The organism is Novosphingobium sp. SG707, from assembly GCF_012275515.1.
Lineage (GTDB): Bacteria > Pseudomonadota > Alphaproteobacteria > Sphingomonadales > Sphingomonadaceae > Novosphingobium.
Map to the genome: position 1 here is coordinate 136,155 of NZ_JAAZQL010000003.1, position 23,571 is coordinate 159,725.

Sequence of the window (23,571 nt, forward strand, 5' to 3'; positions counted from 1 at the left end):
TTGTGTCATTTAATTAACGCCGATATGGCTAGTTGACATCTTTTACAGTTGCGCGAATCACCTGATTCACCTACTTAGAACTTGCCTTTCAGGCATCCTCTCCCAAACTTCCAAGCCCGGCTTCGGCCGGGTTTTCTTTTGCCCGCTTTCCGCGTCCGGTAACCTGCGGTTAACGAACCATTTGGGAACATCCTGATTGGAATGGAAACCGCATGTTCGGAACTTCCGATTGATCGCGGTCAATTTCTCACCATCACAATACATTAGGATAGGCGCCCGCCGCCGGACCGTCTGCGGCTCTGGCCAGATTGGGAGCAATGCGACGTGATGGAACCAGCCGACAGCGCCCCGCGCCCTGCCGCCTGCGCTTCCCACCCGTCTTTAACGCCCGGCCCGCCGCCCGTTCCCGACCTGATTGAGGCGCTGCGTCTGCTTGGCCATCCCCTGCGGTTCAATCTGTTGACGCAACTGGCGCGCGGCCCCGTGGCCGTGGGCGAACTGGCCGCGCGCACAGGGCAAAGCCTGTCGATCATCAGCCAGCAACTCGCGCTGCTGCGCAAGGCGGGGCTGGTGCAGGGACGGCGCGAGGTCAAGCAAGTGTTCTATTCGCTGGCCCGCCCGCGCATGGCCGAGGTGGCCCAGGCGCTGGCGGAAATGGCGCTGGCAGGCGCCGCGCGGGGCGGATCGGCGGAGGCCTGACGCCGCCCCCCCTTGCAAAACCCGCCGGAAAGCGCCAATTCCGGCCCAATGAAGCCCACGGACCTTGCAGAACTGAAAGCCAATGCCGCGATGATGGCCGCGCGCCTCAAGGTGATGAGTCACCCTGAGCGCCTACTGATGCTGTGCCGGATGGACGAGGGCGAGGTCAGCGTGAACGAACTGGTGGCGATGACCGGCCTGTCGCAGTCGGGGGTGTCACAGCATCTGGCGCTGCTGCGGGCCGAAAATATCGTGCATGTGCGGGTCGATGCCCAGACCCGCTGGTACAGTCTGAAGGACCGGATCGTTTCAGGGATCATCCATGCCCTGTGCGAATTGTGCGAAGCAGAAAGCGGCGGGACAAAAAAGCCTTAAATCAACAGCATTTGCCCCCGCCTCCCTTGCCGTAGCGGGCCTCTTGGCGGTTGCGGAAAAACTCCTGACGGGTCATCGGCGCGCGGTCGGGATGGTGGGCGCGGATATGCGCCAGATAGGCGTCATAATCGGGCATACCCACCAGCGCGCCTATCAGACGGCGCAGAAACCCGCTCACGCCATTACCTCGCGCACGCTGGGCGCATCGCTGCGCAGAGCCACCAAACAGGTTCGCACCGCCGCCACCAAAACGGCCAGCACCACCACCATAAAGAACCCGCAAAGCACCGCATCGACCCGGTCGTTGAAGATGATTCGCTCCATCTGCGCCATGCTCTTGGCCGGGGCCAGAACCTTGCCCTGCGCCGCCGCCTGAGAAAATTTCGCCGCATGCGACAAAAATCCCACCTTGGGATCATCGGAAAACAGTTTGAGCCACCCGGCCGACAGAGTGCAGATCAGCAGCCACACGGTCGGCAGCACCGAGACCCATGCATAACGCTGCCGTTTCATGCGGAACAATACGGCGGTGGCCAACATCAGCGCGGTGGCCGCCAGCATCTGGTTAGAAATACCAAACACCGGCCAAAGCGTGTTCACCCCGCCCAGCGGATCGGTCACGCCCTGATGCAGGAAGAAACCCCATGCCGCCACGCAGATCGCCGTGCCGATCAGCCCCTGCGCCATGCCGCCGATCCGTGCAAACCCCGGCACCGCGCGGGCCAGCAGGTCCTGCACCATGAACCGCCCGGCGCGCGTACCCGCATCCACCGCGGTCAGAATGAACAGAGCCTCGAACAGAATGGCGAAGTGATACCAGAACGCCTTCATCGCCGCGCCGCCCACGACATGGCTGAAAATCTGCGCCATGGCCACGGCCAGCGTGGGCGCGCCGCCGGTGCGCGAGAGGATCGTGTGCTCGCCGATGTCCTTCGTCAATTGCACGATGGCCTCGGGCGTGATGGCAAAGCCCATGGCCGAGACCGCCGCCGATGCGCTTTCCGGCGTGGTGCCGATCAGGGCGGCGGGGCTGTTCATGGTGAAATAGATGCCCGGCTCGATGATGGATGCGCCCACCAGCGCCATGATCGCCACGAACGCCTCGGCCAGCATCGCGCCATAGCCGATGAAAGGCGCGTCGGCCTCGGATGCGATCAGCTTGGGCGTGGTGCCGCTGGCGATCAGCGCGTGGAAGCCCGACACCGCCCCGCAGGCGATGGTGATGAAGAGAAACGGAAACAGCCCGCCCGACCACACCGGCCCGCCGCCGTTCACGAATTGCGTCAGCGCGGGCATCTTCAACGCCGGGGCCATAATCAGAATGCCGATGGCCAGCGCGATGATCGTGCCGATCTTCAGAAACGTGGAAAGATAATCACGCGGGGCCAGCAACAACCACACCGGCAACAGCGAAGCCACCGCCCCGTAAACAATCAGGATCCAGCAGATCTGGATCGGCGTATAGGTGAACAACGGCCCCCAGAAGGCCGATTGCGCCACATCCTGCCCAAAGACCAGCGCGGCCAGCAAGCCCACCAGCCCCAGCAGCGAAACCTCGCCCACGCGGCCCGGACGGATCCAGCGCGAATAGACGCCCATCGCCAGCGCCAGCGGCACGGTGGCCGCCACGGTGAACATGCCCCACGGGCTTTCGGCCAGAGCCTTGACCACGATCAGCGCCAGAACGGCCAGAATGATGACCATGATCATGAAGGTGCCCAGCAGCGCGATGCCGCCCGCCACCTCGCCCATTTCCACGCGGATGATTTCGCCAAGCGATTTGCCGTCGCGCCGCATCGAGATGCACAGCACCAGGAAATCCTGCACCGCACCCGCCAGCACCACCCCAAAGATGATCCACAAAGATCCGGGCAGATAGCCCATCTGCGCCGCCAGCACCGGCCCGACCAGCGGCCCCGCGCCTGCAATCGCGGCGAAATGATGGCCGAACAGAACATTGCGGTCGGTCGCCACATAATCCAGCCCATCAGGCCGCCGCATCGCAGGCGTGGGCCGCGCGCCGTCCAGCCCCATCACCCGCGCGCCGATAAAACGCGCATAAAACCGATAGGAAGCCAGAAAACAGCCCAGCGAGGCCACCACCAGCCAGAGCGCATTGATCGGCTCACCATGATCGAGCGCCACCCGCGCCAAGGCGCCCAGCCCCAGCAAACCCGCCGCCATCCATGGTAAAGGCCCAAACATCGCATTCTCCCGGCTCTATCGGCCCGGAGGGGTAACGGCTAAATCCCCGCTTTGCCAGCGTTCAAACCGTGCCAAAATCTAAACCGTGATTGAAACAATCTCAATCGCTTCGGCCCGGCCGGAGAAATCGACCAGCTCGCCCGCCTCGGCCTCCATCATCGCGCGCGGCAGAGGGGCGGAGAAAGCGAGCAGGCCGGCCGCCGGATCGGCCTCGTCATGGCCCACGATGGTGATGGTGCGGGTCTGGCCGTTCAGGCGGAACTGCACGGTGGCGCCAAAGGCAACGCAGGAACCATCGGGCACGGGCATTTCCTGGGCGGTGGCGGCGCGGGTGCGCCAGTAGCGCAGATGGCTGCGGGCGGATTTGACCGCTTCCTCATCCGGCGCGGCGGCGACGGCAGCCTCCCATTCGCCGCATTTCTCCTCGATCTGCGCCTTGCCGCGCGCGGTCACCAGATTGGGGCCGGGCGGGATGGGCAGCTCGAATTTCGGCTCCAGATGTTCCTCATCGCCATCGCGGCGAAAGGCGACGCTCATTGCATGCTCTCCACTCTCATCGCCCGCCTATGACAGCGCGCCGGTTTCACGGCAAGGGAGCCGGAACCCCGGTCAGCACGCCCGCGCGCACCCGCGCCACGCCGGAAAAGGCCGGATGGCTCACCTGCAAGGTGTTGAGGTCGAACCGGCTGTCGGCCCCGATCCCGGTGATCCTGATCCCGGCATAATCCAGCTTCTCGCCCAGCACCGCCCTTTGCGCCCGCCCCGCCGGCTGCACCAGCCAGCCGTAGGTGCCCTTTGGCGCCATCAGCCGCGCATGGCCCGCCCCGTCCACCACCAGCGAGGCGCGCTCATCCATGCCCAGCCCGACGACATCCTTCGCTCCCCTTGCGCGCGCATTGGCGAGGAAAGCGATCAGCCGCCCCATGCGCGCCCGGATCATGAAATGGCTGTCGGTGAAAATTCGCCGCATCCGGGGCAGATGGAGGAAGCGGTCCACCACCGTCACCCCCGGCCCCATCGGATTATCGAGAGCCTCGGGGCTGGTAATGCCGTCATCGCCAAAGGCGCCGTATCCCCACCATCCCATGATCGCCAGCCCGGCGCTTGTCCCGCCGATCGGGCGATCCCGCGCCAGCCGGTCAATCAGGCGAGACAGCGGCGTGGCCTGCCAGAAGCGGACATAGCGCGATTGGTCGCCGCCCGCGATAAATACCCCGTCGGCCCGCTCCAGCGCGGCAAGGATGCGCGGATCATAGGCGGCCTTCCTCTCGGAAAAGACGAAAGTTTCGACCGAGGCCACCCCGCCGATCTCCTTCAAGAAAGCCTCGCCAAGCTCGCCCTTTTGCGAGGCGCGCAGCACGACGATATGCCCATGCCCGGCCCGCGCCACGAACCAGCGGAACGCCTCGACATCCCAATCGCCCCCGCCCGAAAGCAACAGGCCCGGCGCCCGCAGCCCCGGCGTGGGCAGGCTGCGGTCCCCCGCCATGTAATGGGCATAGCCCGGCCCGCCATCCTGCGCATGGGCATTCAGCGGCGCGGCCAGCAAAGTCAGCGCCAACAGACAGGCTTTGGCAAATTTCACGCGCGGCTCCCCCATGGCGATCGGAGGGCGCAGACTGACAGGCCGGGCATGGGGCGGCAAACCGCCAAATTGCGCAGAGGAACGCCCCGCCGCCCCGCCCATCAAGCCAAATCCTGCATCAATCCACCGCCCCTTTGGTTTGGACCTGCCTGAGCCGAAACCCTAGGCAGGGCGGCAGAAACGACGCCCCGGCCCAACGCCTGGCGGCGCGCAATATCAGGAGATAGCAATGTTCGATCCCGTCTCGATGGCGCAGCGGCTGGGCGAGGGCCTGCTGTCCTTTCCGGTCACTCACTTCGACGCCCATGGCGCGTTTGATGAAGGCCCTTTCCGCGCCCATTGCGCATGGATGCTCGAACATGAGCTGTCGGGCCTGTTTGCGGCTGGCGGCACGGGCGAGTTCTTCTCCCTCACCCCCGACGAGGTCGCCCATGTCGTGCGCGCGGCCGTTGCCGAGCGTAAGGTCGATGTCCCGGTGATCTCGGGCTGCGGCTATGGCACGGCGATTGCGGTGGACATTGCGCGCAAGGCCGAGGCCGCAGGGGCCGATGGCATCCTGCTGCTGCCGCCCTATCTGATGGGGGGCAAGCAGGAAGGGTTGGCAGCCCATATCGAGGCGGTGTGCCGCGCGACGGGGCTGGGCGTCATCGTCTATAATCGCGGCAATGCGATTGTGGATGATGAAACACTGGCGGGCCTGTGCGAACGCAACGCCAATCTGGTGGGCTATAAGGATGGCGTGGGCGATATCGAGCTGATGGCGCGCATCTATGCCCGGATGGGCGACCGGCTGACCTATATCGGCGGGCTGCCCACGGCGGAAACCTTTGCCACGCCCTATCTGACCATGGGCGTGACCACCTATTCCTCGGCCATTTTCAACTTCATGCCGCAATGGGCGCTGGAATTTTACAACGCGGTGCGCAGCGGTAACCACGCCCATGTGCAGCAGCAATTGCGCGATTTCGTGCTGCCCTATATCAACCTGCGCAATCAGGGGCGCGGCTATGCGGTGTCGATCGTCAAGGCCGGTTGCCGCGTGATCGGGCGCGATGCCGGGCCGGTGCGCAGCCCGCTGACCGATCTGTCCGCGGCCGAGGATGCGCAATTGGCCGCGCTCATTGAAAAAGTCGCGCCTTATGCTCTCCCGATTCCTGCCTGAATCATCTAGGCTGGGTTCCATGTTCGAACTCAGCCAGCTTCGCTGCTTCGTCGCGGCGGCCGAAGAACTCCACTTCGGCCGCGCGGCCCAGCGGCTCAACATGACGCAATCCCCGCTCAGCCGCCAGATCCAGTTGCTCGAACGCATTCTGGATGTGACGCTGCTGGAACGCACCAGCCGCACGGTGTCCTTGACGCCTGCGGGGCGGGTGTTTTTGATCGAGGCGCGGCGGATCGTCCGGCTGGCGGAAAGCGCGTCTCTATCAGCGCGGCGCGTGGCCAAGGGCGATGCGGGCAAGGTGGCCATCGGCTTTACCGCCGTTTCGGGCTATACGCTGGTGCCGCAAATCGTGGCGCAGGCGCGCGCCAGCCTACCCAATATCGAGCTGGACCTGCGCGAGATGGTCAGCACCGAGCAGACCGATGCGCTGCTGACGGGCCTGATCGACATCGGCTTTGTCCGCCCCCCGGTGGTGCGCTCCGAATTTGAAACGCTCACCATCCTGCACGAACCCTTGCTGGTCGCGCTACCCTCGGGCGATCCGCGTCAGGGGCTATCGACGCTGACCCCCGCCGATCTCGATGGCCAGCCGCTCATCATGTATGCAAGGCAAGGCGCGGGCTATTTCCACGACATGCTGGTGCGCCTGTTTGACGAGGCGCAGGTGGCCCCCAATTTCGTCCAGCATGTGACGCAGATCCATTCGATGCTGGGCCTTGTGCGCGCTGGCCTTGCCGCCGCCGTGGTGCCGCAATCGGCGCTGGGCCTGCACCCGGATGATGTGCAGTTCCGCCAGATGGTGACCCAGCCCGAATTTCCGGTCGAGCTGATCATGGCCTGGCGGCGGGACAATGCCAATCCCGCCCTCGACCCGATGCGCCGCCTATGCGCCGAGGCGATCGGCTAGCCCCAAGGGAAGGCCAGCGAAGGCCGGTTGGCATAGCGCCGCATGGCCAGCACCAGCCGCGCCCCGGCCCCCGGCGCCAGATCCAGCGCGAAATGCCGCGCGCCGACGGGATAGCGGCGGCCGTCGATCTCCACACTCTCGATCCGATGTTCGCCATAGGCCCCGCCCTGCACGATCACGCGGCGCGGCTTGTCGCCGGTGTTCACCAAACTCACCTGCGTCTGCGTATCGCCCAGCGAATGGACCAGCGCCGCCACATCCATTGGCAATCCCGCCCGCCGCCGCGCCGGATCGAAATAGCGCAAGCGGCAATGCAGCGTCACCCCACCCTGCGGCGGGCTATCGGCGTTCCACGTGGGGCGCGCAATATGCAGGCCGCCCGTAGTCAGTTGCACCAAGGCCTTGGCGCTGGCCGGGTTGAAATCCAGCGTCCAGTCGGCCAGCCGCGTGTCGGGCGTGGTATGATCCGCCCGCCGTGCCGCGTCCCGCTTGGCCAGATGCGCCAGATCGGCCTCCAGCGCCGCCTCGGGATAGGCAGGGTTCGCGCCTTCCAGAAAGCTGATCCACGGATCGCTGCCCGCCGCCGCGCGGTCTTGGGGGTCTTGCGTGGCATACCAGATTTCGAACGCGCCCTGCCGGTATGGCCCCGCCTTCCACCCATGCCAGCCATCCGGGCCGAACAGGGTGGGCGTCTGCATCTTGCCATCGACCATGCGGGCCTGCGCATTGATGATCGCATTCTGCCGCCGCCAGACATGGAGATATTCGCGGTCCCCGCTCAAGAGCAGCGCGTTGAAGAAAGCCGTGATCGCACGCGGCACGCGGTTGCGCCCTTCGCGCACCCCCGTTTGCGGCACGCGGGGCGCGAAATTCCAGCCATAGGTGCCGCCCCACCAATCCGCCGCCGCCTTGCCGTCATGGCCGACCTTGCTGGGGAAGATGCCGCCATTGGCCCGCGCCCGCTCCATCCACGCATCGGTGTAATCCAGCACCCAGCGGCGGAACCTCTCCCCCGCGCCCAGCGCATAGGCGTTCAACCCCAAGGTGGTCGATTGCAGATTCAAAGGCGTATCGCAGACCACATCATCATATTCGTCATAATGGCGCAGGAACTGCTCATAGCTGTCCTCGCCATGCTCGAGATGAAACCGGCTGGCGTCAAACGGATCGCCCGCCCAATCCAGAGGCGTTGCCTTGCGCAGCATCGGCCCCCGACTGCCGTTCAGGATCGAGCGGATGACGCGGTGCTGCGGGTCATAATTGCCGACCGTTTTATCCGCGCCCGTATAGAAATCGGCAAAACGCCGCGTGCGCATCAACAAACGCGGATCGCGCGGCGCCGACAGGCCCATCACGTTGAAGGTGGAAAGCCCTTCCGAATTATGCTGCCAGTCCATCTGGACCGGAAATTCGCGGTAATACATGCCCTGTCGCGCAATCGGCACATCGCGGGTCCGGATGCCGGTATATTGCCGCAAATGCCCTTCCCAGAACTTCTGCGCCATGGTCAGCAGGCTGTCATCCGCGCCCAGCGCGTGCAGCAGCACCCAGTCATTGGTCGCCTCGGCCGCATCGTCCGGCCCGTCATTGGCGCCCCAGCGTTCAAAGCATTTCAGGTGATCCTGCGCATCAACATAGGTTGCGTAATAGTCCTTGCACGCCTGAGCATGGGCGGACAGCAATTGCCGCTGCAATTGCGCCCAGCGCGGCGCGGGCATCGGGCTGGTGATGCGCAAAGGCGCGGCCGTGGCGGCCATCGCGGGGCTGGCGGCCAGCGCGGCCGCCCCGGTCAAAAGCTGACGACGATCCACCTTCATGCCGCAATCTCCAGACGCCGGATCGGCCCGACGATCACCGTAAAGGCCAGAATGGTCAGCACGCAATGCGCCGCCACGAAAAGCAGCGCCAGATCGAAAGATCCCGTTGCGCCAACGATATAGCCCACCACAATCGGCGTCACGATGCCCGCCGCATTGCCGAACATGTTGAACACCCCGCTCGACAGGCCCGCCAGACGCTTGGGCGCCACGTCCGCCATCACCGCCCATCCGAGCGAGGCCACGCCCTTGCCGAAAAAGGCCAGCGCCATCACCGCGATCACGGCCGCCTGATTATCCAGCCAGACGCAGCCGAGGATGCTGGAGGCCAGCACCATGCCCAGCACCAAAGGCATTTTGCGCGCCCGGTCCAGACTGCCGCTGTGTTTGAGGATGCGATCCGAGATCACGCCCCCGACCAATCCCCCGCCAAAGCCGCAGATCGCGGGCAGAGCGGCGGCAAACCCGGCCTGCGTGATCGAGAGGCCGCGTTCTTTGACCAGATAGATCGGAAACCATGTGACGAAGAAATAGGTCAGCACATTGATGCTGTATTGCCCGATATAGATGCCCAGCATCATGCGATTGGCCAACAAGGGCCGGATATTGGCCCAGTTGAAAGCCAGCGATTGCCCGCTGCTGCTCTCCAGCGCGATCTGCCCGCCGCCCTCGCGGATCAGGTCCAGCTCGGCGGCATTGACGCCCGGATGCCGGTCCGGCCCGTGGATCATTTTCGCAAAGATCAGCGCGGCGATCACCCCCACCACGCCCATCATCCAGAACACCGAGCGCCAGCCATGCGCATGCACCATCCAGCCCATCATCGGCGCAAAGGCCACCAGCGCGAAATATTGCGCGCTGTTGAAAATGGCCGAGGCGGTGCCACGCTCGGCGCCGGGAAACCATGCCGCCACCAATCGCGCATTGCCGGGAAAAGACGGCGCCTCGGCCAGACCGACCAGAAAGCGCAGCGTGAAAAGCGCGGTGACCGCAGAAACGCCCGGCACAATGCCCACCAGCGCCTGCGCGGCGGTCAGCACGGACCAGATGGCGATGGCGATGGTGTAAATACGCTTGGTTCCGAAACGATCCAGCAACGCGCCGCCCGGAATCTGCGCCAGCGCATAAGCCCATGCAAAGGCCGAAAGGACGTATCCTGTTGTCACCGGTGTCAGAGATAATTCCCTCGCCGCCGCGCTGCCCGCGATGGAAAAAGTGGCCCGATCCGCATAGTTCAGCGTGGTCACAAGGAAGATCAGCGCGATGATTTTATAGCGCGTTCTTGTGGGAATCTGGGCGCGCGGGCCGTGCATCATATCTCTCCGGATGGTCTTTTTTGACCCCGTTTCGATAGGCGCAACCAGGCAAACCGTCCAAGGCAAATCACGCGATGATCCAGCCAAATATCGGCATGATCGCAAGTAAATATAACGATTGCAGCCGCATCAGTGCTGATCCGGCAATGATTGATGCCGGAATCAGGTTGGCGTTTTTGCGCCCCCCTGGTCTATCCCCCTGCTCAATCCGGCAATCCTGACCGGTATGGGATTTTGAGGGGATTACTGATGGCCCATTCCATCCGCCGCGGCGCGAAGGCCGCCCTGCTTGTCACCAGCGCCATTATCGCCGCGCCCGCCGCCATGGCGCAGGAGGCACCCGCCTCCATCGCCAAAGAGCCAGCTTCCGCTGAAATTGTTGTCACCGGTTTCCGCGCCAGCCTCAACAGCGCGCTGGGCGTGAAAAAGGCGACCGCCGCCGCCGTCGATGTCATCAAGGCCGAGGATATTGCCGAATTCCCGGATCTCAATCTGGCCGAATCGCTGCAACGCATTCCCGGCGTGGCCATCAACCGCGTAAACGGCGAAGGCCGCAATGTTTCGGTGCGCGGCCTTGGCGCCGATTACACCCGCGTGCGCATCAACGGCATGGAGGCCATCGGCACCACCGGCGGCACCGACAATTCGGGCGGCGTCAACCGCGGTCGCGGATTTGACTTCAACATCTTCTCCTCCGACCTGTTCAACAGCCTGGCCGTGCGCAAAAGCGCCAGCGCGGACGTGGAAGAAGGCTCGCTGGGCGCAACGGTCGATATGCAGACCGCCCGCCCGTTTGACTTCAAAAAGCCCACCGCCACTTTCTCGGCGCAGGGCAGCTATAATGACCTCTCGCGCAAGACCACGCCGCGCCTCTCCGCGCTGGTCACCAAGAGCAATGATGATCAGACCTTCGGCGTGCTGATGAGCTTCTCCTATGAAGCCCGCCGCTTGAAGGAAGAAGGCGCGAACATCACGCGCTGGACCTATGGCGGTTTCAACGGCGGCTTCAACGCGGCCTCGACCGTGCCGGGCTACAATCTGGCCCAGATCAACAGCGCGAACCTGTATCACCCCCGCATCCCCGGTCTGGTCAGCTATGACATCGACCAAAAGCGCGTGGGCGCCTCGGCCTCGATCCAGTGGCGCCCGGGCGACCGCACGCTGCTGACGCTCGACGGTCTGTTCTCCTATCTCGACGGCACCCGCGCTGAAAGCCAGTTTCAGGCGATCAGCTTCAGCCGCTCGGGCACCGGCAAGCCCCAGACGATCATTCGCAACGGCACGGTCGATGGCAATGGCAACCTGATTTCGGGCACGTTCGACAATGTCGATCTGCGCACGCAGGCCCGCTATGACGTGCTGCGCACCACCTTCTACAACCTGACCGCCAATCTGGAACATTCGTTCTCGGACCGGCTGAAATTCACCGGCCTTGTAGGCTATTCCAAATCCGCCTTCACCAATCCGACCCAGACCACGGTGACGCTGGACGCGGCGAACACGGGCAATTTCTTCTACGATTTCTCGACCCGCTTCCCCACCATCCGACCCGGCGTGGACATCACCAATCCGGCCAATTTCGCCTTCACCAGCGGCACCTCCGAAGTCCGCATCCGCCCGCAGACGGTGGACAACGCTTTCGGCACCGCCAAGGGCGCGCTGGAGTGGAAGGCCAATGATATCCTGAAGATCAAGGCGGGCGTGGACTGGCGCCGCTTTACCTATGGCTCGACCGAACAGCGCCGCCTTTCGGGCGAAACCGTGGTCAATTCGCTCAACGCCGCCCAGATCGCGGCGGCCACCACGGTGTTCAGCGGCTTTGGTCGCGGCCTTGCGGTTCCGGCGGGCACGCCCACGGCATGGGTGGTTCCCGATCTCAACGCCTTTGCCAACCTTTATGGCATCTATTCCAACCCGACCTATGCCATCGGCGGCATTGAAAATGCGACCGCACGCGGATCCTTCATCACTGTGCGCGAGGATGACACCGGTGTCTGGGGCATGGGCGAGTTCAACCTTGCCGACCGCGACATTCCGCTGCGCGGCGACATCGGCCTGCGCTATGTCAACACCAAGCAATTCTCGACCGGCTATGCCAGCCAGGGCGCAACCATCAATCTGGTGACGGCCAATCGTTCGTACAGCCGCCTGCTGCCCTCGGCCAATGTGGTCTATGACATCAACCGGCAATTGCTGGTCCGCTTTGGCGCGGCCAAGACGCTGGCGCGCGCCGGCATCGCCTCTCTCACGCCCGGCGGCAGCCTGTCGGTGTCAGGCGGCAGCCGCACGTTCAGCGCGGGCAACCCGGATCTGCGTCCGACCGAATCGACCAATCTGGACCTGTCGGTCGAATATTACCCTGCGCGCGGGGCGATCTATTCGGTCGCCTATTTCCAGAAGAATATCAGCAGCTTTGCCCAGACGCTCAGCACCGCTGTGCCCTTTTCCTCGCTCGGCCTGCCCGCCTCCCTGCTGACCGGCACGACCGCCAGCGCCAGCGACGTGTTCATCGCCAGCACCCCGGTCAATTCGAGCGGCGGCATGCTGCGCGGCTTTGAAGTGAACATGCAGCAGCCCTTCAGCTTCCTGCGCGGGATCGGCAAGAATTTCGGCGTTCTGGGTAACTTCACCTATGTTTCCTCGAACATCCAATATCTGACCAGCGCCGATGGCAGCACCTCGGTCACCGCGCCCTTGGTGGGCCTGTCGAAATATGCCGCCAATGGCACGCTCTATTATGAGGACAAGAAGTTCTCGGTACGCGGCTCGGTCGCCTATCGTTCCAAATATCTGACCGCCGTGCCCGGCACCGAAGGCCAGAGCTGGAACGGCACCAACCGCACGATCAACGTCGATGCGCAGATCACCTATGCGCCGATCGAGCGGCTGAAATTCAGCCTTGAAATGATCAACCTGACCGACGCACTCAACGATCAGTATGTCGATGCGACCAACCGCCTCAACGTGCTGACCCACAGCGGCCGCCAGTTCAACCTTGGGGCCAAAGTCACTTTCTAAGGGCAGCAGCGCCCTTTCAAGGCAGACCCCACCCCATCCCCGCGTCCGGCACTCCCAACACTCCCGCCGGACGCGGGGATTTTCATGGGACAGGACCGAGACAGATCATCGACGTGGCCGCGCCCGAGCATGTCGATGCCGTCTGGGCAGCCTGTACACCGGCCTTTTTTCAGGCGCTTATATTACCAAAGTCCTGCGTAGTTTCCACCAGCCCTCCCTTGGCCATGAGGAAACCTTCCACGCCTTATGATAGGTATGAGGAAGGATGTGCGATCGATGGCATGGAGCGATAGGCTGCTCGGACGGGAGCGTGGGCTCAACAGTATCCCCTGGCGGTTTGCGCTCATGGCGCTTGTCACCTCGGCGGTGGTGGTGCTGGTGGCGCGCCTATGGCTGACCGGGCCGTGGACCGCAGGCTCGGCAGCAAGAATGGCCGCCCTGCTCGCGCTGCCCGCGGTGGTCAGCTATCTGGCGGCGCGCAAGCTGGCCGGGATGATCCGCACCCTGCGCGACAACACGCAGGCGATCGTCGAGGGCGATTTTTCGCGCCCCATCGACATTGACTGCGCCTGCGAGGTCGGCGGTCTTGCCGACAGTTTCCGCGCGATGGTGGCGCGGCTCAACAACAATATGCTGCGCATGAATGTGCTGGCCTATACCGATCCGATCACCGGCCTGCCCAATCGCACGGTCATCACCCATATCCTCTCGCTGGCGCAGAAAAACAGGAACGAACCCTGCGCCGGGGCAATGATTTTCATCGATCTGGACGGGTTCAAACGTGTCAATGACACGCTGGGCCATGATGCGGGCGACGAATTGCTGCGTCAGGTGGCAGCGCGGATTATTGTGCGGGGCATGGGGCTGGCGCTCGAAGAGCTGGAGACCTGCACCAATTCCTTTGGCGAATTGTGCGAAACCTGCCCCACGCGGCCGGTTTTCGCCCGGTTTGCCGGGGATGAATTCGTGCTGCTGCTGCCCGGCCATCATGACAATGCCGTGCTCGACATGGTGGCGCGCTCTATCCATGCGGCGCTGGCCGAATGCTTTACCGTGTTCAACAATGAGGTCTTTATCGGCGCCAGCATGGGCATCGCGCGTATGCCCCAGGATGCCGACACGCCCGAACAGATGCTGGCCTATGCCGATATCGCCATGTACCGGGCCAAGGAAGGCGGCAAGAACACCCATGTTTTCTTCGACTCCTCGCTCAAGGGCAAGGTCGAGGAACGCGCGCTGATCGAGCGCGAATTGCATCATGCCATCGAGCATGACCGGCTCGAACTGCATTATCAGCCCAAATTCGACGCCGAAACGCTGGGCATCACCGGGGTCGAGGCGCTGGCGCGCTGGAATTGTCCGGGGCTGGGGCCGGTGTCGCCGGAAGTCTTTGTCAATATTGCCGAACAATGCGGGCTGATGGTGCCGCTGGGCCATTCGATCCTGCGCAGCGCCATGCGTCAGGCGCGGCAATGGCTGGATGCGGGGCGGCCGGTGCCGATTGCGGTCAATGTTTCGCCGGTGCAGTTCGAGCGGCCCGGCTTTGTCGAAACCGTGCTGACCATGCTCGATCATTTTGGCCTGCCGCCGCAATGGCTCGAACTGGAAATCACCGAGAGCATCGCCATGGCCGATTTCGCCCGCACGCGCGAAAGGGTCGATGCGCTGCGCAAGGTGGGCGTTTCGATTTCGATCGACGATTTCGGGATCGGCTATTCCAATCTCTCGCAACTGGCGCGGCTGGAATATGACGCGCTCAAGATCGACCGCTCGCTGGTGGGCAGCATCGGCGAACATGGCAAGACCGAATCCATGCTGGCCGCGATCATCACCGTGTCCAAGGTGCTGGGCCACAAGGTCATCGCCGAGGGGATCGAAAGCGCCCAGCAGATGGCCTATCTGAAAGGGCGCGGCTGCCGCGAGTTTCAGGGCTTCTATCTGGCCCGCCCGATGCCTGCGGATGAACTGGCCGCATGGCTGGACCAGCGCGGGCACAGCACGGTCCATGCCATGCGCGAAAGGGCGTTTGAACGACTCAGAGCTTAACGGGCAGGCTTAATCGAGAACCTTGTGCCAATATTGCAGCGGCTTGGGGCTTTCCTGCGCCTCGCCGTGCTCTTTCCACGCCAGATGGGTGATAAAATCGGGGATCGGCGCATAGCCGCGCGCGCGCCAGAAACCATCAAGCGGGCGATAGTCGCCCGGCCGCGCGGGATGGTCGTCGGGGCGGATCACGGCGGCAAAACAGGCCGCATCGGCGCCGCACCGCCGCGCCTGCGCCTCGCGGTGGTCGAAAAAGGCGTGGCCCGCCCCGCGCCCGCGATAGGCGGGCAACAGCACGCTTTCGCCAAAATAGAACAGGCGCGATGTGTCCATGCCCCGCGCCGCAAAGGGCGCGCGAAATTCGGGCTTTTGCGCCGCCATCGGGCTGGCCGTGGCCGCGCCGACGATCCGGTCGCCCTCTATTGCCGCCACCAGCACGGCATCGCGCGCGCTCAGGAATTCGCGCAGATAGTCGGCCTCATAATCCGCGTTGCCGTCATAGAGATAGGGCCATGCGGCAAAGACCGCGATGCGCAAAGCCGCCAGATCGCCCATGGCCGCGCCGATCTCATCCCCCGTCAACGGGCGGATCACCAGCGCGTCCTTTACCCCGCCACGCGCAGCACCTGCCGCTCCACCTTGTCCGACCATTCCACCTCGCATGTGCCGCGCTCCTTGCGCTTGGCACTGTAGAGCGCGCGGTCGGCGCGTTGCAACAGATCGTGGCGGCAATCATCGGCCCCGCGCAGTTCGACCACCCCGATCGTGGCCGAAACCATCAGCGGGTCCTTGCCCCGCCCGACCGGGAAACGCAGCACCCGCAGCAGATTTTCCGCCACGCGGGGCAATTGGGCGATCATCGCCTGATCGGTGATGACCAGCGCGAATTCATCGCCTCCCAGCCGCGCCGCCAGACTGCCCCCCAGCCATGGCGAGCGCAGCTCTGTGGCCACCTTGCGCAGGATATCGTCGCCCGCGCCATGGCCGAACGTGTCATTCACCTGCTTGAAATTGTCCAGATCGATCAGCATCAGCGCCATGCGCTCGCCGCGCTGCTGGGCGCGCTCCACGCATTCGTCGACATGGGTGACAAAGGCATGGCGGCTGGCCACATGAGTCACTTCGTCGGTGTTGGCGCGGCGGTCCAGCTCGACAAACAATTCGTGCCGCTCGGTCACATCGTGAAACACGCCGATCAGCCCGATGACGCGCCCGTTTTCCAGCTCGGGCTCGCCGATCGCGCGGACCCTTTTGCACACGCCGCGCGCCGAAACCAGATCGACCTCGACATCATAGGCCGCGCCGGTGTTGATCGCCTGCTCGATCAGGGCGGTGATCCGCTCGCGTTCGGCCGGCGGATAATAGGACAGCGCATCGTCCACCGCCATCCCCTCGCCGGGAGGCAGGTCGTGGATATCATAAACGCCTTCGGACCATGTCACGGTCTGCAGCCGAGCATCGAGCCGCCACGAACCCATCGAGGCCATCAGTTCGGCCTGACGGAACTGGCGCTGCAGGCGCTGCTGGTCGGCATAAAGGCGGTTGATGCGCGCGGCATCCTGCGCCATCGCCATGCTGGACACCATGGATTGCAGGATCGCCTCCACCCCGCACGCCAGACTGGACAGGCGCGCCAGGTCGGCGGGCGAAAATTCGCGCGGCACCGTGTCGATCAGGCAAAAGGCGCCGATGCCGGTGACATTCTCGCCCGGCCGCGCCCGCACGCGCAGCGGCACGCCCGCATAAAAGCGGATGCCCGGCGCGCCGCAGACCAGCCCGTTGAAGCAAAAACGCGAGTCCAGTTCGGCATCGGGCACCACCATCGGGGCGTCCTGCGCAACGGCATGGCGGCAAAAGGACTGCTCGATGGGCGTGCCTTCGGCATCCAGCCCGTGGCGGCCGACAAAGACCTGTCGATCACCGTCGAGCAGGCTGACCAGCGCGATGGGCACCTCGAACATGTCGGCCGCAATCGCGGCCAGTTGCGAAAGCGCCCCGTTGCGCGATTCGATCAATTGGCGAAGAAACGGCATGATGGCCCCCTCCCAAGGGTATGATCGATGTTTAGGGGGATCTTGCCTAAAATGACGTAAACAAACGGTTGCGTAAAGGCTTTTCGCTTTGCCCTTTGGTGCGCTGAAAACGTCTGCGCCGCGCCGAAAAAAGGCTGCCAGGTCTTGATTTTACCGCGCCCGCGCGCCAGCGAGGCCCAGCCGGTCCGCCTGCGCCCGCAGGCGATGAAACCGGCACTCTGGGATAGATTCATGCTTGCGATTCTTGGCATCACCCTGCCGATCTTTGCGCTCATTCTGGCTGGATGGGGCGCGCGGCGCATCGGCGTGATGGGCCCGATGGCCAGCGGCGAGATCAACCGCTATGTCGTCAATCTCGCGCTGCCCGCGCTGTTGTTCGATATCGTGGCCAATGCCAAAATCGCGACCATCTGGCAGCCCGCCTTCATGGCGGTCTTTGCGCTGGGCGGGGCGGCGGTCTTTGCCCTCGCGCTGGGGGTGAGCATGAGCCGGGGGCGGCCGCTGGCCGATGCGGCGATCGACGGGCTGAACGCGGGCTATGCCAACACCGGCTTCATCGGCTTTCCGCTGCTGCTGGCGGTGCTGGGGCCGTCCTCGCTGGCGCCCACGCTGATCGCCTCGATCCTGACGGTCTGCGTGCTGTTTGCGCTGGCGCTGGTGCTGCTGGAAATCGGGCTTCAGGCGCAGGCCCATCCGCTGCATATGGCGCGCAAGGTCGCGCTCTCGCTGGCGCGCAACCCCTTGCTGGTGGCGCCAGCGCTGGGGGTGGTCGTTCTGGTGTCGGGCTTTGGCGTGCCTGTGCCGGTCAATGCTTTTCTCAAACTGCTGGGCGGCTCGGCCTCGCCCTGCGCGCTGGTGGGCCTTGGCCTGTTTCTGGCCGAAAAGCGCGAGGAATCCGCCCCATTGAGCGCCATCGGCGCGCTCACCCTGGCCAAGCTGATCCTGCATCCCGCGCTGACATGGTTTCTGGCGACCGAGGTGTTCCACCTTACCCCCGGCCTGACCCATGCCGCCGTTCTGCTGGCCGCCCTGCCGACGGGCACCGGCCCCTTCATGGTCGCCGAATATTACCGCCGCGAAGCCGCCCTGACCTCAGCCACGATTCTGGTCACCACCATCGCCTCGCTGGGCTCGCTGATGGTGTGGATGGCGGTGATGTGAGGTTGGAGCCGGTAGCGGGAATCGAAATTAAAAATTATACATTTGATATATAATAAATAATTCTATTTTTAAATTATCAAAAGCCCCATAATTAGCCCCAATCCATTTTCGCAACTAGGGTTCGAAGCATAAATACGGAATCTTTTCCGTTCTTAAGCACTGATGACCCCATAGCATTACATGAGACATCCGGCAACAATTTGCGCCCAGCGATTGCGGTTCATTCAGAGTCAAATCCCGGCCCGGCACCTTCCGTTGAGCAATGAGAGTATGTGGACATCCTACCGATCAAAAATCACAGGAGCACGCCATTCACTGCCTGCCGGATCGGATTTCTTCTCATAGCGCCCGCGGAGGCTTCCTATTGCTGACCGAGCTGACTGCAGGAGCTGGGTTCAAACTTGATGCCACCTGTTCACCCTCGCCCCATACAGGCAATGGGCTGAAAGCATCCAAGGATAAGCCGCCTTGCATCAAATGGCGGATCGCCGGCTGTGTCCATTCGCGGATCGTGGTGCATCCTTTCCTCAGCGGCCTGAAAGAAGGCTTTGTCGGGCCATATCTGCCATGTGAAGACAATCTTCTCGCCTTCTTTGGCCGCAACGGCCTTACGGAAATCGGTGTGCTCGCCGTCCGGGACGAAATCCTCCCAGCATTCGACGATTTCAAGGCAGCCATATTCCTTGAAGAAAGCCGCCCCGTTCTCAGCCCATCGGCGATAGGCGTCGATCTGACCTTCCGACACGGGGATCACGAGACCGCAAACATACATGCCTTGTCCCTTCTCAAATCACAGGGCGCGCGCTTCGATCGAATTTCGAAACTCGCGCAAATTTGGCTTGCCCCCACAGCTGCCGAGCTGTCACAATAATGGGGCTCAGGCGAATTCGGAAAGATTGAGGGATCAGAACTCATCGCGTTCGACAACAACAATTTCACAATTCCCGTCCCCAAGTCAGATGTTCCAGGATCAGCGGCGCTTCGAGCTCAATGGCCATCTGACTTCTATGCTGCTCCGCCCATCACGGGCTGGCCGGCAGGCTTGCTTCAGCCACCTCAATCCACACTAAAGCCCTTTTACCCATAGACCAGGGCGAGCCTCACCGCGGGTCGTACTTGTAAGACTTTCGTACGCCTGCCGGCGCCCGAAACCCTTCGACGAAGCCGTCGTCCCTGATGGCTTCTGCCAACGACAGCTTCCGTCAGAACCAGACATGCATCCGGCGCTCGCGGGATGGCGCGACGGAGATCGTACGAGGCGTCTCTTAGCGGCCGCCGTCCTTTCGCGCAGCCTCCCGGGAAGCAACTCGGGCACGAAGGTATCATTGACCCGCGAACCCGCATTGCCTGCTCCCTCAGCTATTCCGACAAGGATGCTTCCCATGCCTCATGGGCGAGTATTCGCGCGCGCAGAGCGATGGCATCGTGGCGCGCATTATGCGGAACCGTCGAGGGATGGTCGGCACCCGCAAGGATGGTGTCGGGATCGAAGAGTTCGAAGCGCAAGCCGCGCACCGGCACCATCAGCCCGGGACCTGTCACCAGCAGACGCGCGGCATGAGCTATATCCTCGGGCCAGTCGGCCACCAACAGAGGCTCCTAATCATTACGGAGATAGCGGGCAAAGAGACGTGCCACTTGGGCTCGGCTGCGGGGTTTGACCTCCAGCACCGGCATCACATTCTCGGCAACCCATGGTGTAGGCGAAGCACAGGTGATGGCCTCATAGAAATGGGCGCGTCCTTCCTCTTCGGGCACCAATGCGATGGAGATCAGCTCTCCGCCAAAGCCGTTGAATTCGGTGTCGAGGAAATAGCGCATTCCGGATCTCCTCGAAGGGCCGTGATAGGCTGCGGCGAACAGGGCGCAATCATACAAGCCTGACGCAACAATTCATAGAAACGGAAGCTCAACACCTTGGCGGCGCAGCCCGTCATGACTTCTGTGTCAGCGGTCGCCGCAGCAGTGCAAACGGGACGGCAAAAGCGACTCGAACGGAGCAAGCCGGAACCAAAACGCAATCCGACACCCTGAAACAGGGAGGCGAGACATCCTGAGATCGGTTTGGAAAAATTCGGTCGAACTCAGTCGGACTGGGCCAGACATCCACGTACATGCGCGAAAAACAGGCGTTGTCTCAGCCTCTTGCAAGTTCAAGCGGCTTCACAAATGCTGCCGGGACAACCTGATGTTTCACGATCCGATCAAGGAGACCCCACCGCCGCCGTCCCCTTCTACAGGCCCGCTTCCTCCAGTTCCCATCCCGGCGAATTGGACTGCAGCGGCACTGCGCAACAGACCCTTCGGACCGGGTGTGAAGCGCCCATTGCGATGAGACACGATACAGGAGTCGGCACAACGGTACCTGCTGACTGCTGCTGTGCCATGGGAGCGGAGCGCGGAAGTCAGATCATGTCCTCACCCCAAAGAAGCTTAAAGGAGAACGTAATGACGCCCCATCAACCCGACCGCTTCCTGCGCATCAACGATGTACTCAGGCTGACAAGCCTGAGCCGCGCCACCCTCTACCGCAAGATCCAGGACGGCTCCTTCCCCGCCCAGGTCCGCCTCTCTCAGCGCTGCTGCGGATGGCGCGAATCGACCGTCCAGCACTGGTGCAGGAATCCGATGCTGTGGAGTGCGGACAGTATGGAGCCAACGTCCAGGGACTAAATGCGCTTCCGAAGTGAAAGTTGATGTAGCCTGACGACCAGGCTCATACGGCGATGAAATAGCCCGCTACGGCAGCTCCGTCTCAGCCATCAAAGCGACCAGCCGCCCTCGAAGCTGCTCGCCATGGCGAATCTCGCATTCCCAAAGGACGGCAGTGCGCCATCCAAGCGCCTCCAATGCCGCCAACTGCTCAGCATCGCGCTCGACGGTCCGGGCAAACTTGCTTTGCCAGAATTCCTGCCGGGTCGAGGGCATTGTTGTGCGGCGGCAGCCTTCATGGCGATGCCAGAAACAGCCGTGGACAAAGATTGCGAGCCGCCTGCCCGGCATGACTATGTCAGGACTGCCCGGCAGATTTCTGCGATGCAGCCGAAACCGATATCCCATCGCATGCAGCATGCGCCGGACAATATGCTCAGGCCCGGTATCCTTCCCCTTGATCCGCCGCATATTCTCGCTGCGTTGAGAAGGGGAAAGACGGTCCACAGGCGTCAGAGCTCGAGTTTCAGACGACCTGCATGAGTCTGATCGTGATGCACATTGCAGAGCAAAATCAGATTCTCGACGCTGTTCGCACCCTTTTCGGCATGCGCAGTGAGATGGTGCAGCTCGATGAATTTGCGGGGATCATCCTGTCTCAGCTGCTCGCGGGTCCAGCCGCACACCCGGCAGGCGAAATTATCCCGGATCAGAACCTCTACGCGCACATCATCGGGAATCCGGCGGTCGTGTTCAGGTGCCTGCTTGTCTTCATCCAGAACATAGGTGCCGACAGGCAGCTCGGAGCGGCCCTGCATGCGGGTGAAGATCGGCCAGCCTTCTTCGGTGCGCAGTTCGCGCATCCGGCGCGCCCACTCGCTTTTGTCTCCGGCCAGATAGCGCAGTTCTTCGATCGAGACAGGCTTCCCGACATTGGCCCGCATATATTCCAGAAGCCGGGCTTTCGTGCCGAGGCCCTTCTTCTTGCGGATCGTGTTCAGCACATTCCAGCGATGCGCCGCCTCGCGGTCCTGCTGGAGATTGACCAGCACATACTGATCCGGCTTCAGGCTGCGCGGGTCGGCTCCCAGAATATCCGCGAGGCCTCCGGCAAGCTCTGGCTCGTCGTCAGCCATGTCCTTAAAGGTCACACCGCTGCAGATGGTCCAGCCGAATTCGACGCGCAGTTCGCGCACGCGGCGGGCCCATTCGCTGATCCCGGCCACCACATGCAGTTCGTCTCCCTCAATCACCTGCAGGGCATAGCGCTGGAAATAGGCCAGAATGCGCTCGCGGGCAGACGAAGCCAGTTCGCTTGGAATCAGGCCCTTGCCCAAACCTCTGAGTTCTTCAAAAGCGGGAACCAGACTGCGGACCTGCTCGCGAAGATCATCGTCCGCGAGCCTGCCGAGAAAATTATCGAGCAGCCCCTTGATGCGGTCGACCGCATCGGCAGGAGTCTGCACCTGCACGGGTTTCCCCATCTTACGCGCTTTTTGCCATGGGAGTGAGCATGGCCGACACCAGACGCCCAAGCGCCGATGCGAGCGGCGGGGGAACGGCATTGCCGATCTGGCGGGCGACCTCCACCTTGGTTCCGCAGAAATGGAAATCATCTGGGAAGCCCATCAGGCGCGCAGCCTCACGATGGGTAATCGGCCGGTGCTGATCGGGATGCAGATAGCGCCCCTTTTCCGGCTTGTAGAATTCGGTTCGGATCGTCACCGAGGGCCGGTCCCACCACAGGCGGCCGAAGAGATCGGTGCCGCCCGAGGTTTTGCGGATCCAGCAATCGGGCGTAATTTCTGGAGCATTGCGCTGCAGATCGAAGCGGTTGCCGCCGGGCGGCACGGCCCGATAGCGCTGCAGACTTTTTTCGGTCGGCGTCCGCCTGATATGGAGATTGAGCGGTGCCGGTCCCTCAATCTCAAGCATGGTCGGCACCGGCAGATCGCCGATGGCCTCGCGCACAGTCCGCCAGGGCGGAAGATTACGGCCCGATTTGCCTTCCGCATGGGTCGGCAGAGGCGGGAATTCCGGCTGCCATGACCCGGGCTTCCAACCGATGACGATGGTGCGCCGCCTTGTCTGAGGAGCCCCATAGTCCGCCGTATTGAGGATCGCGGCGTCGGTCTGGAACCCGTCGCGGGCCGCGCGCGCGCGGATATCCGCCAGTTCGGGCGAGCGGAAAAGCTCGGCCACATTTTCCATGATGAAGACGCGCGCGCCCGAACGCACCACCACGTCGAGGAAAGGCTCCCAAAGGGCGCGACGGGAATCGCCGTCGCGCTTCTTGTTGAGGAGACTGAAGCCCTGACAGGGCGGGCCGCCGATCACCACATCCGCCGCCGGAACCACGGCATCTTCAAGCCAGTGCTCAATATTGCCGCATACCGACGTGCCGCCGAAATTGTGTTCGTGGGTCGTAATCGCCGCCTTGTCATTATCGACAGCCAGCACGCACTCGAAATCACCGCAAAAGCGGGGATCGATAAAGCCGAGCGACATCCCGCCGGCACCGCAAAAAAGATCGATCAGCTTCCAGGTCATAAGTGCTTCTTTCACGAGTTGCCGCTTTGTTGCAACTCCCGGCTATTG

23 protein-coding genes are annotated in these 23,571 nt (G+C 63.0%); 8 read left to right on the forward strand and 15 right to left on the reverse strand.

Annotated elements, in window-relative coordinates:
• Positions 1–327: 327 nt before the first annotated feature.
• On the forward strand, positions 328–699 hold the full coding sequence (locus FHW92_RS09400) for a metalloregulator ArsR/SmtB family transcription factor (RefSeq protein WP_246870093.1): 372 nt from the start codon (positions 328–330) through the stop codon (positions 697–699).
• A 48-nt stretch (positions 700–747) separates the two neighbouring features.
• A complete protein-coding gene (locus tag FHW92_RS09405; protein WP_168603022.1) occupies positions 748–1,074 on the forward strand; it encodes a metalloregulator ArsR/SmtB family transcription factor in 327 nt (108 codons plus the stop codon).
• A gap of 1 nt (position 1,075) precedes the next feature.
• Here FHW92_RS09405 and FHW92_RS09410 read toward each other — a convergent pair whose 3' ends face one another.
• The 4 genes from FHW92_RS09410 to FHW92_RS09425 form a co-directional block, all read right to left on the reverse strand.
• The gene (locus FHW92_RS09410; protein WP_168603023.1) at positions 1,076–1,252 is read right to left on the reverse strand and encodes a YbdD/YjiX family protein; all 177 of its coding nucleotides are present in this window, start codon (positions 1,250–1,252) and stop codon (positions 1,076–1,078) included.
• Positions 1,249–3,279, reverse strand: a complete 2,031-nt coding sequence (locus FHW92_RS09415) for a carbon starvation CstA family protein (protein ID WP_168603024.1) — start codon at positions 3,277–3,279, stop codon at positions 1,249–1,251. The genes FHW92_RS09410 and FHW92_RS09415 overlap by 4 nt, the downstream gene beginning before the upstream one ends.
• 78 nt (positions 3,280–3,357) lie before the next feature.
• Entirely contained in the window at positions 3,358–3,816 is a 459-nt protein-coding gene (locus FHW92_RS09420) for a GreA/GreB family elongation factor (RefSeq protein WP_168603025.1), read from the reverse strand.
• A 46-nt stretch (positions 3,817–3,862) separates the two neighbouring features.
• Positions 3,863–4,864 carry a cyanophycinase gene (locus FHW92_RS09425; RefSeq protein WP_168603026.1) on the reverse strand — a complete coding sequence of 334 codons (1,002 nt, stop codon included), beginning with the start codon at positions 4,862–4,864 and terminating at the stop codon, positions 3,863–3,865.
• A gap of 229 nt (positions 4,865–5,093) precedes the next feature.
• Between FHW92_RS09425 and kdgD the strand changes: the two genes are divergently transcribed.
• Positions 5,094–6,026, forward strand: coding sequence for a 5-dehydro-4-deoxyglucarate dehydratase (gene kdgD / locus FHW92_RS09430; RefSeq protein ID WP_168603027.1), 933 nt, complete (start codon positions 5,094–5,096; stop codon positions 6,024–6,026).
• A 19-nt stretch (positions 6,027–6,045) separates the two neighbouring features.
• Positions 6,046–6,933, forward strand: coding sequence for a LysR family transcriptional regulator (locus tag FHW92_RS09435; protein ID WP_168603028.1), 888 nt, complete (start codon positions 6,046–6,048; stop codon positions 6,931–6,933).
• Here the strand turns inward: FHW92_RS09435 and FHW92_RS09440 are convergent.
• Together FHW92_RS09440 and FHW92_RS09445 are read right to left on the reverse strand one after the other, a co-directional pair.
• Entirely contained in the window at positions 6,930–8,750 is a 1,821-nt protein-coding gene (locus FHW92_RS09440; RefSeq protein WP_168603029.1) for a hypothetical protein, read from the reverse strand. The two genes, FHW92_RS09435 and FHW92_RS09440, sit on opposite strands and share 4 nt — an antisense overlap.
• The gene (locus FHW92_RS09445) at positions 8,747–10,066 is read right to left on the reverse strand and encodes an MFS transporter (RefSeq protein WP_168603030.1); all 1,320 of its coding nucleotides are present in this window, start codon (positions 10,064–10,066) and stop codon (positions 8,747–8,749) included. Before FHW92_RS09445 ends, FHW92_RS09440 begins: the two co-directional genes overlap by 4 nt.
• A 249-nt stretch (positions 10,067–10,315) precedes the next feature.
• On the opposite strand from FHW92_RS09445, the gene FHW92_RS09450 reads away from it, so the two are divergent.
• Together FHW92_RS09450 and FHW92_RS09455 are read left to right on the forward strand one after the other, a co-directional pair.
• Complete coding sequence (locus FHW92_RS09450) at positions 10,316–13,084, forward strand: TonB-dependent receptor (RefSeq protein WP_168603031.1); 2,769 nt, start codon at positions 10,316–10,318, stop codon at positions 13,082–13,084.
• Positions 13,085–13,360: 276 nt separating this feature from the next.
• Positions 13,361–15,130 (forward strand): EAL domain-containing protein, encoded by a 1,770-nt coding sequence (locus FHW92_RS09455; protein ID WP_168603032.1) that lies wholly within the window; start codon positions 13,361–13,363, stop codon positions 15,128–15,130.
• Positions 15,131–15,139: 9 nt separating this feature from the next.
• Here the strand turns inward: FHW92_RS09455 and FHW92_RS09460 are convergent, their stop codons facing one another.
• From FHW92_RS09460 to FHW92_RS09470, 3 genes are read right to left on the reverse strand one after another with little or no spacing between them, the layout of a single operon-like run.
• The gene (locus FHW92_RS09460) at positions 15,140–15,682 is read right to left on the reverse strand and encodes a GNAT family N-acetyltransferase (protein ID WP_246870095.1); all 543 of its coding nucleotides are present in this window, start codon (positions 15,680–15,682) and stop codon (positions 15,140–15,142) included.
• Between the two features lie 50 nt (positions 15,683–15,732).
• Positions 15,733–17,160 carry a diguanylate cyclase gene (locus FHW92_RS09465; RefSeq protein ID WP_168603033.1) on the reverse strand — a complete coding sequence of 476 codons (1,428 nt, stop codon included), beginning with the start codon at positions 17,158–17,160 and terminating at the stop codon, positions 15,733–15,735.
• Positions 17,139–17,393, reverse strand: coding sequence for a hypothetical protein (locus FHW92_RS09470; RefSeq protein ID WP_168603034.1), 255 nt, complete (start codon positions 17,391–17,393; stop codon positions 17,139–17,141). Before FHW92_RS09470 ends, FHW92_RS09465 begins: the two co-directional genes overlap by 22 nt.
• Here FHW92_RS09470 and FHW92_RS09475 point away from each other — a divergent pair.
• Positions 17,392–18,321 (forward strand): AEC family transporter, encoded by a 930-nt coding sequence (locus tag FHW92_RS09475; RefSeq protein ID WP_168603035.1) that lies wholly within the window; start codon positions 17,392–17,394, stop codon positions 18,319–18,321. The genes FHW92_RS09470 and FHW92_RS09475 overlap by 2 nt on opposite strands.
• A gap of 415 nt (positions 18,322–18,736) precedes the next feature.
• On the opposite strand, the gene FHW92_RS09480 is transcribed toward FHW92_RS09475, so the two are convergent.
• The 3 genes from FHW92_RS09480 to FHW92_RS26215 all read right to left on the reverse strand — a co-directional run bounded on the left by FHW92_RS09480 (position 18,737) and on the right by FHW92_RS26215 (position 20,142).
• On the reverse strand, positions 18,737–19,093 hold the full coding sequence (locus FHW92_RS09480) for a DUF1428 domain-containing protein (RefSeq protein WP_168603036.1): 357 nt from the start codon (positions 19,091–19,093) through the stop codon (positions 18,737–18,739).
• A gap of 587 nt (positions 19,094–19,680) precedes the next feature.
• Positions 19,681–19,908, reverse strand: a complete 228-nt coding sequence (locus tag FHW92_RS26210) for a hypothetical protein (RefSeq protein ID WP_349237662.1) — start codon at positions 19,906–19,908, stop codon at positions 19,681–19,683.
• 12 nt (positions 19,909–19,920) lie between these two features.
• Entirely contained in the window at positions 19,921–20,142 is a 222-nt protein-coding gene (locus FHW92_RS26215) for a hypothetical protein (RefSeq protein WP_349237663.1), read from the reverse strand.
• Between the two features lie 627 nt (positions 20,143–20,769).
• Here FHW92_RS26215 and FHW92_RS09490 point away from each other — a divergent pair.
• Positions 20,770–20,994, forward strand: a complete 225-nt coding sequence (locus FHW92_RS09490; protein WP_168603037.1) for an AlpA family phage regulatory protein — start codon at positions 20,770–20,772, stop codon at positions 20,992–20,994.
• 66 nt (positions 20,995–21,060) lie between these two features.
• Here the strand turns inward: FHW92_RS09490 and FHW92_RS09495 are convergent, their stop codons facing one another.
• Genes FHW92_RS09495 through FHW92_RS09505 form a run of 3 tightly spaced genes read right to left on the reverse strand, consistent with a single transcriptional unit; the run spans position 21,061 to position 23,523 of the window.
• A complete protein-coding gene (locus tag FHW92_RS09495) occupies positions 21,061–21,480 on the reverse strand; it encodes a very short patch repair endonuclease (RefSeq protein ID WP_349237664.1) in 420 nt (139 codons plus the stop codon).
• A gap of 5 nt (positions 21,481–21,485) precedes the next feature.
• The gene (locus tag FHW92_RS09500) at positions 21,486–22,457 is read right to left on the reverse strand and encodes an HNH endonuclease signature motif containing protein (protein ID WP_168603038.1); all 972 of its coding nucleotides are present in this window, start codon (positions 22,455–22,457) and stop codon (positions 21,486–21,488) included.
• A 1-nt stretch (position 22,458) separates the two neighbouring features.
• A complete protein-coding gene (locus FHW92_RS09505; protein ID WP_168603039.1) occupies positions 22,459–23,523 on the reverse strand; it encodes a DNA cytosine methyltransferase in 1,065 nt (354 codons plus the stop codon).
• Positions 23,524–23,571 lie beyond the last annotated feature (48 nt).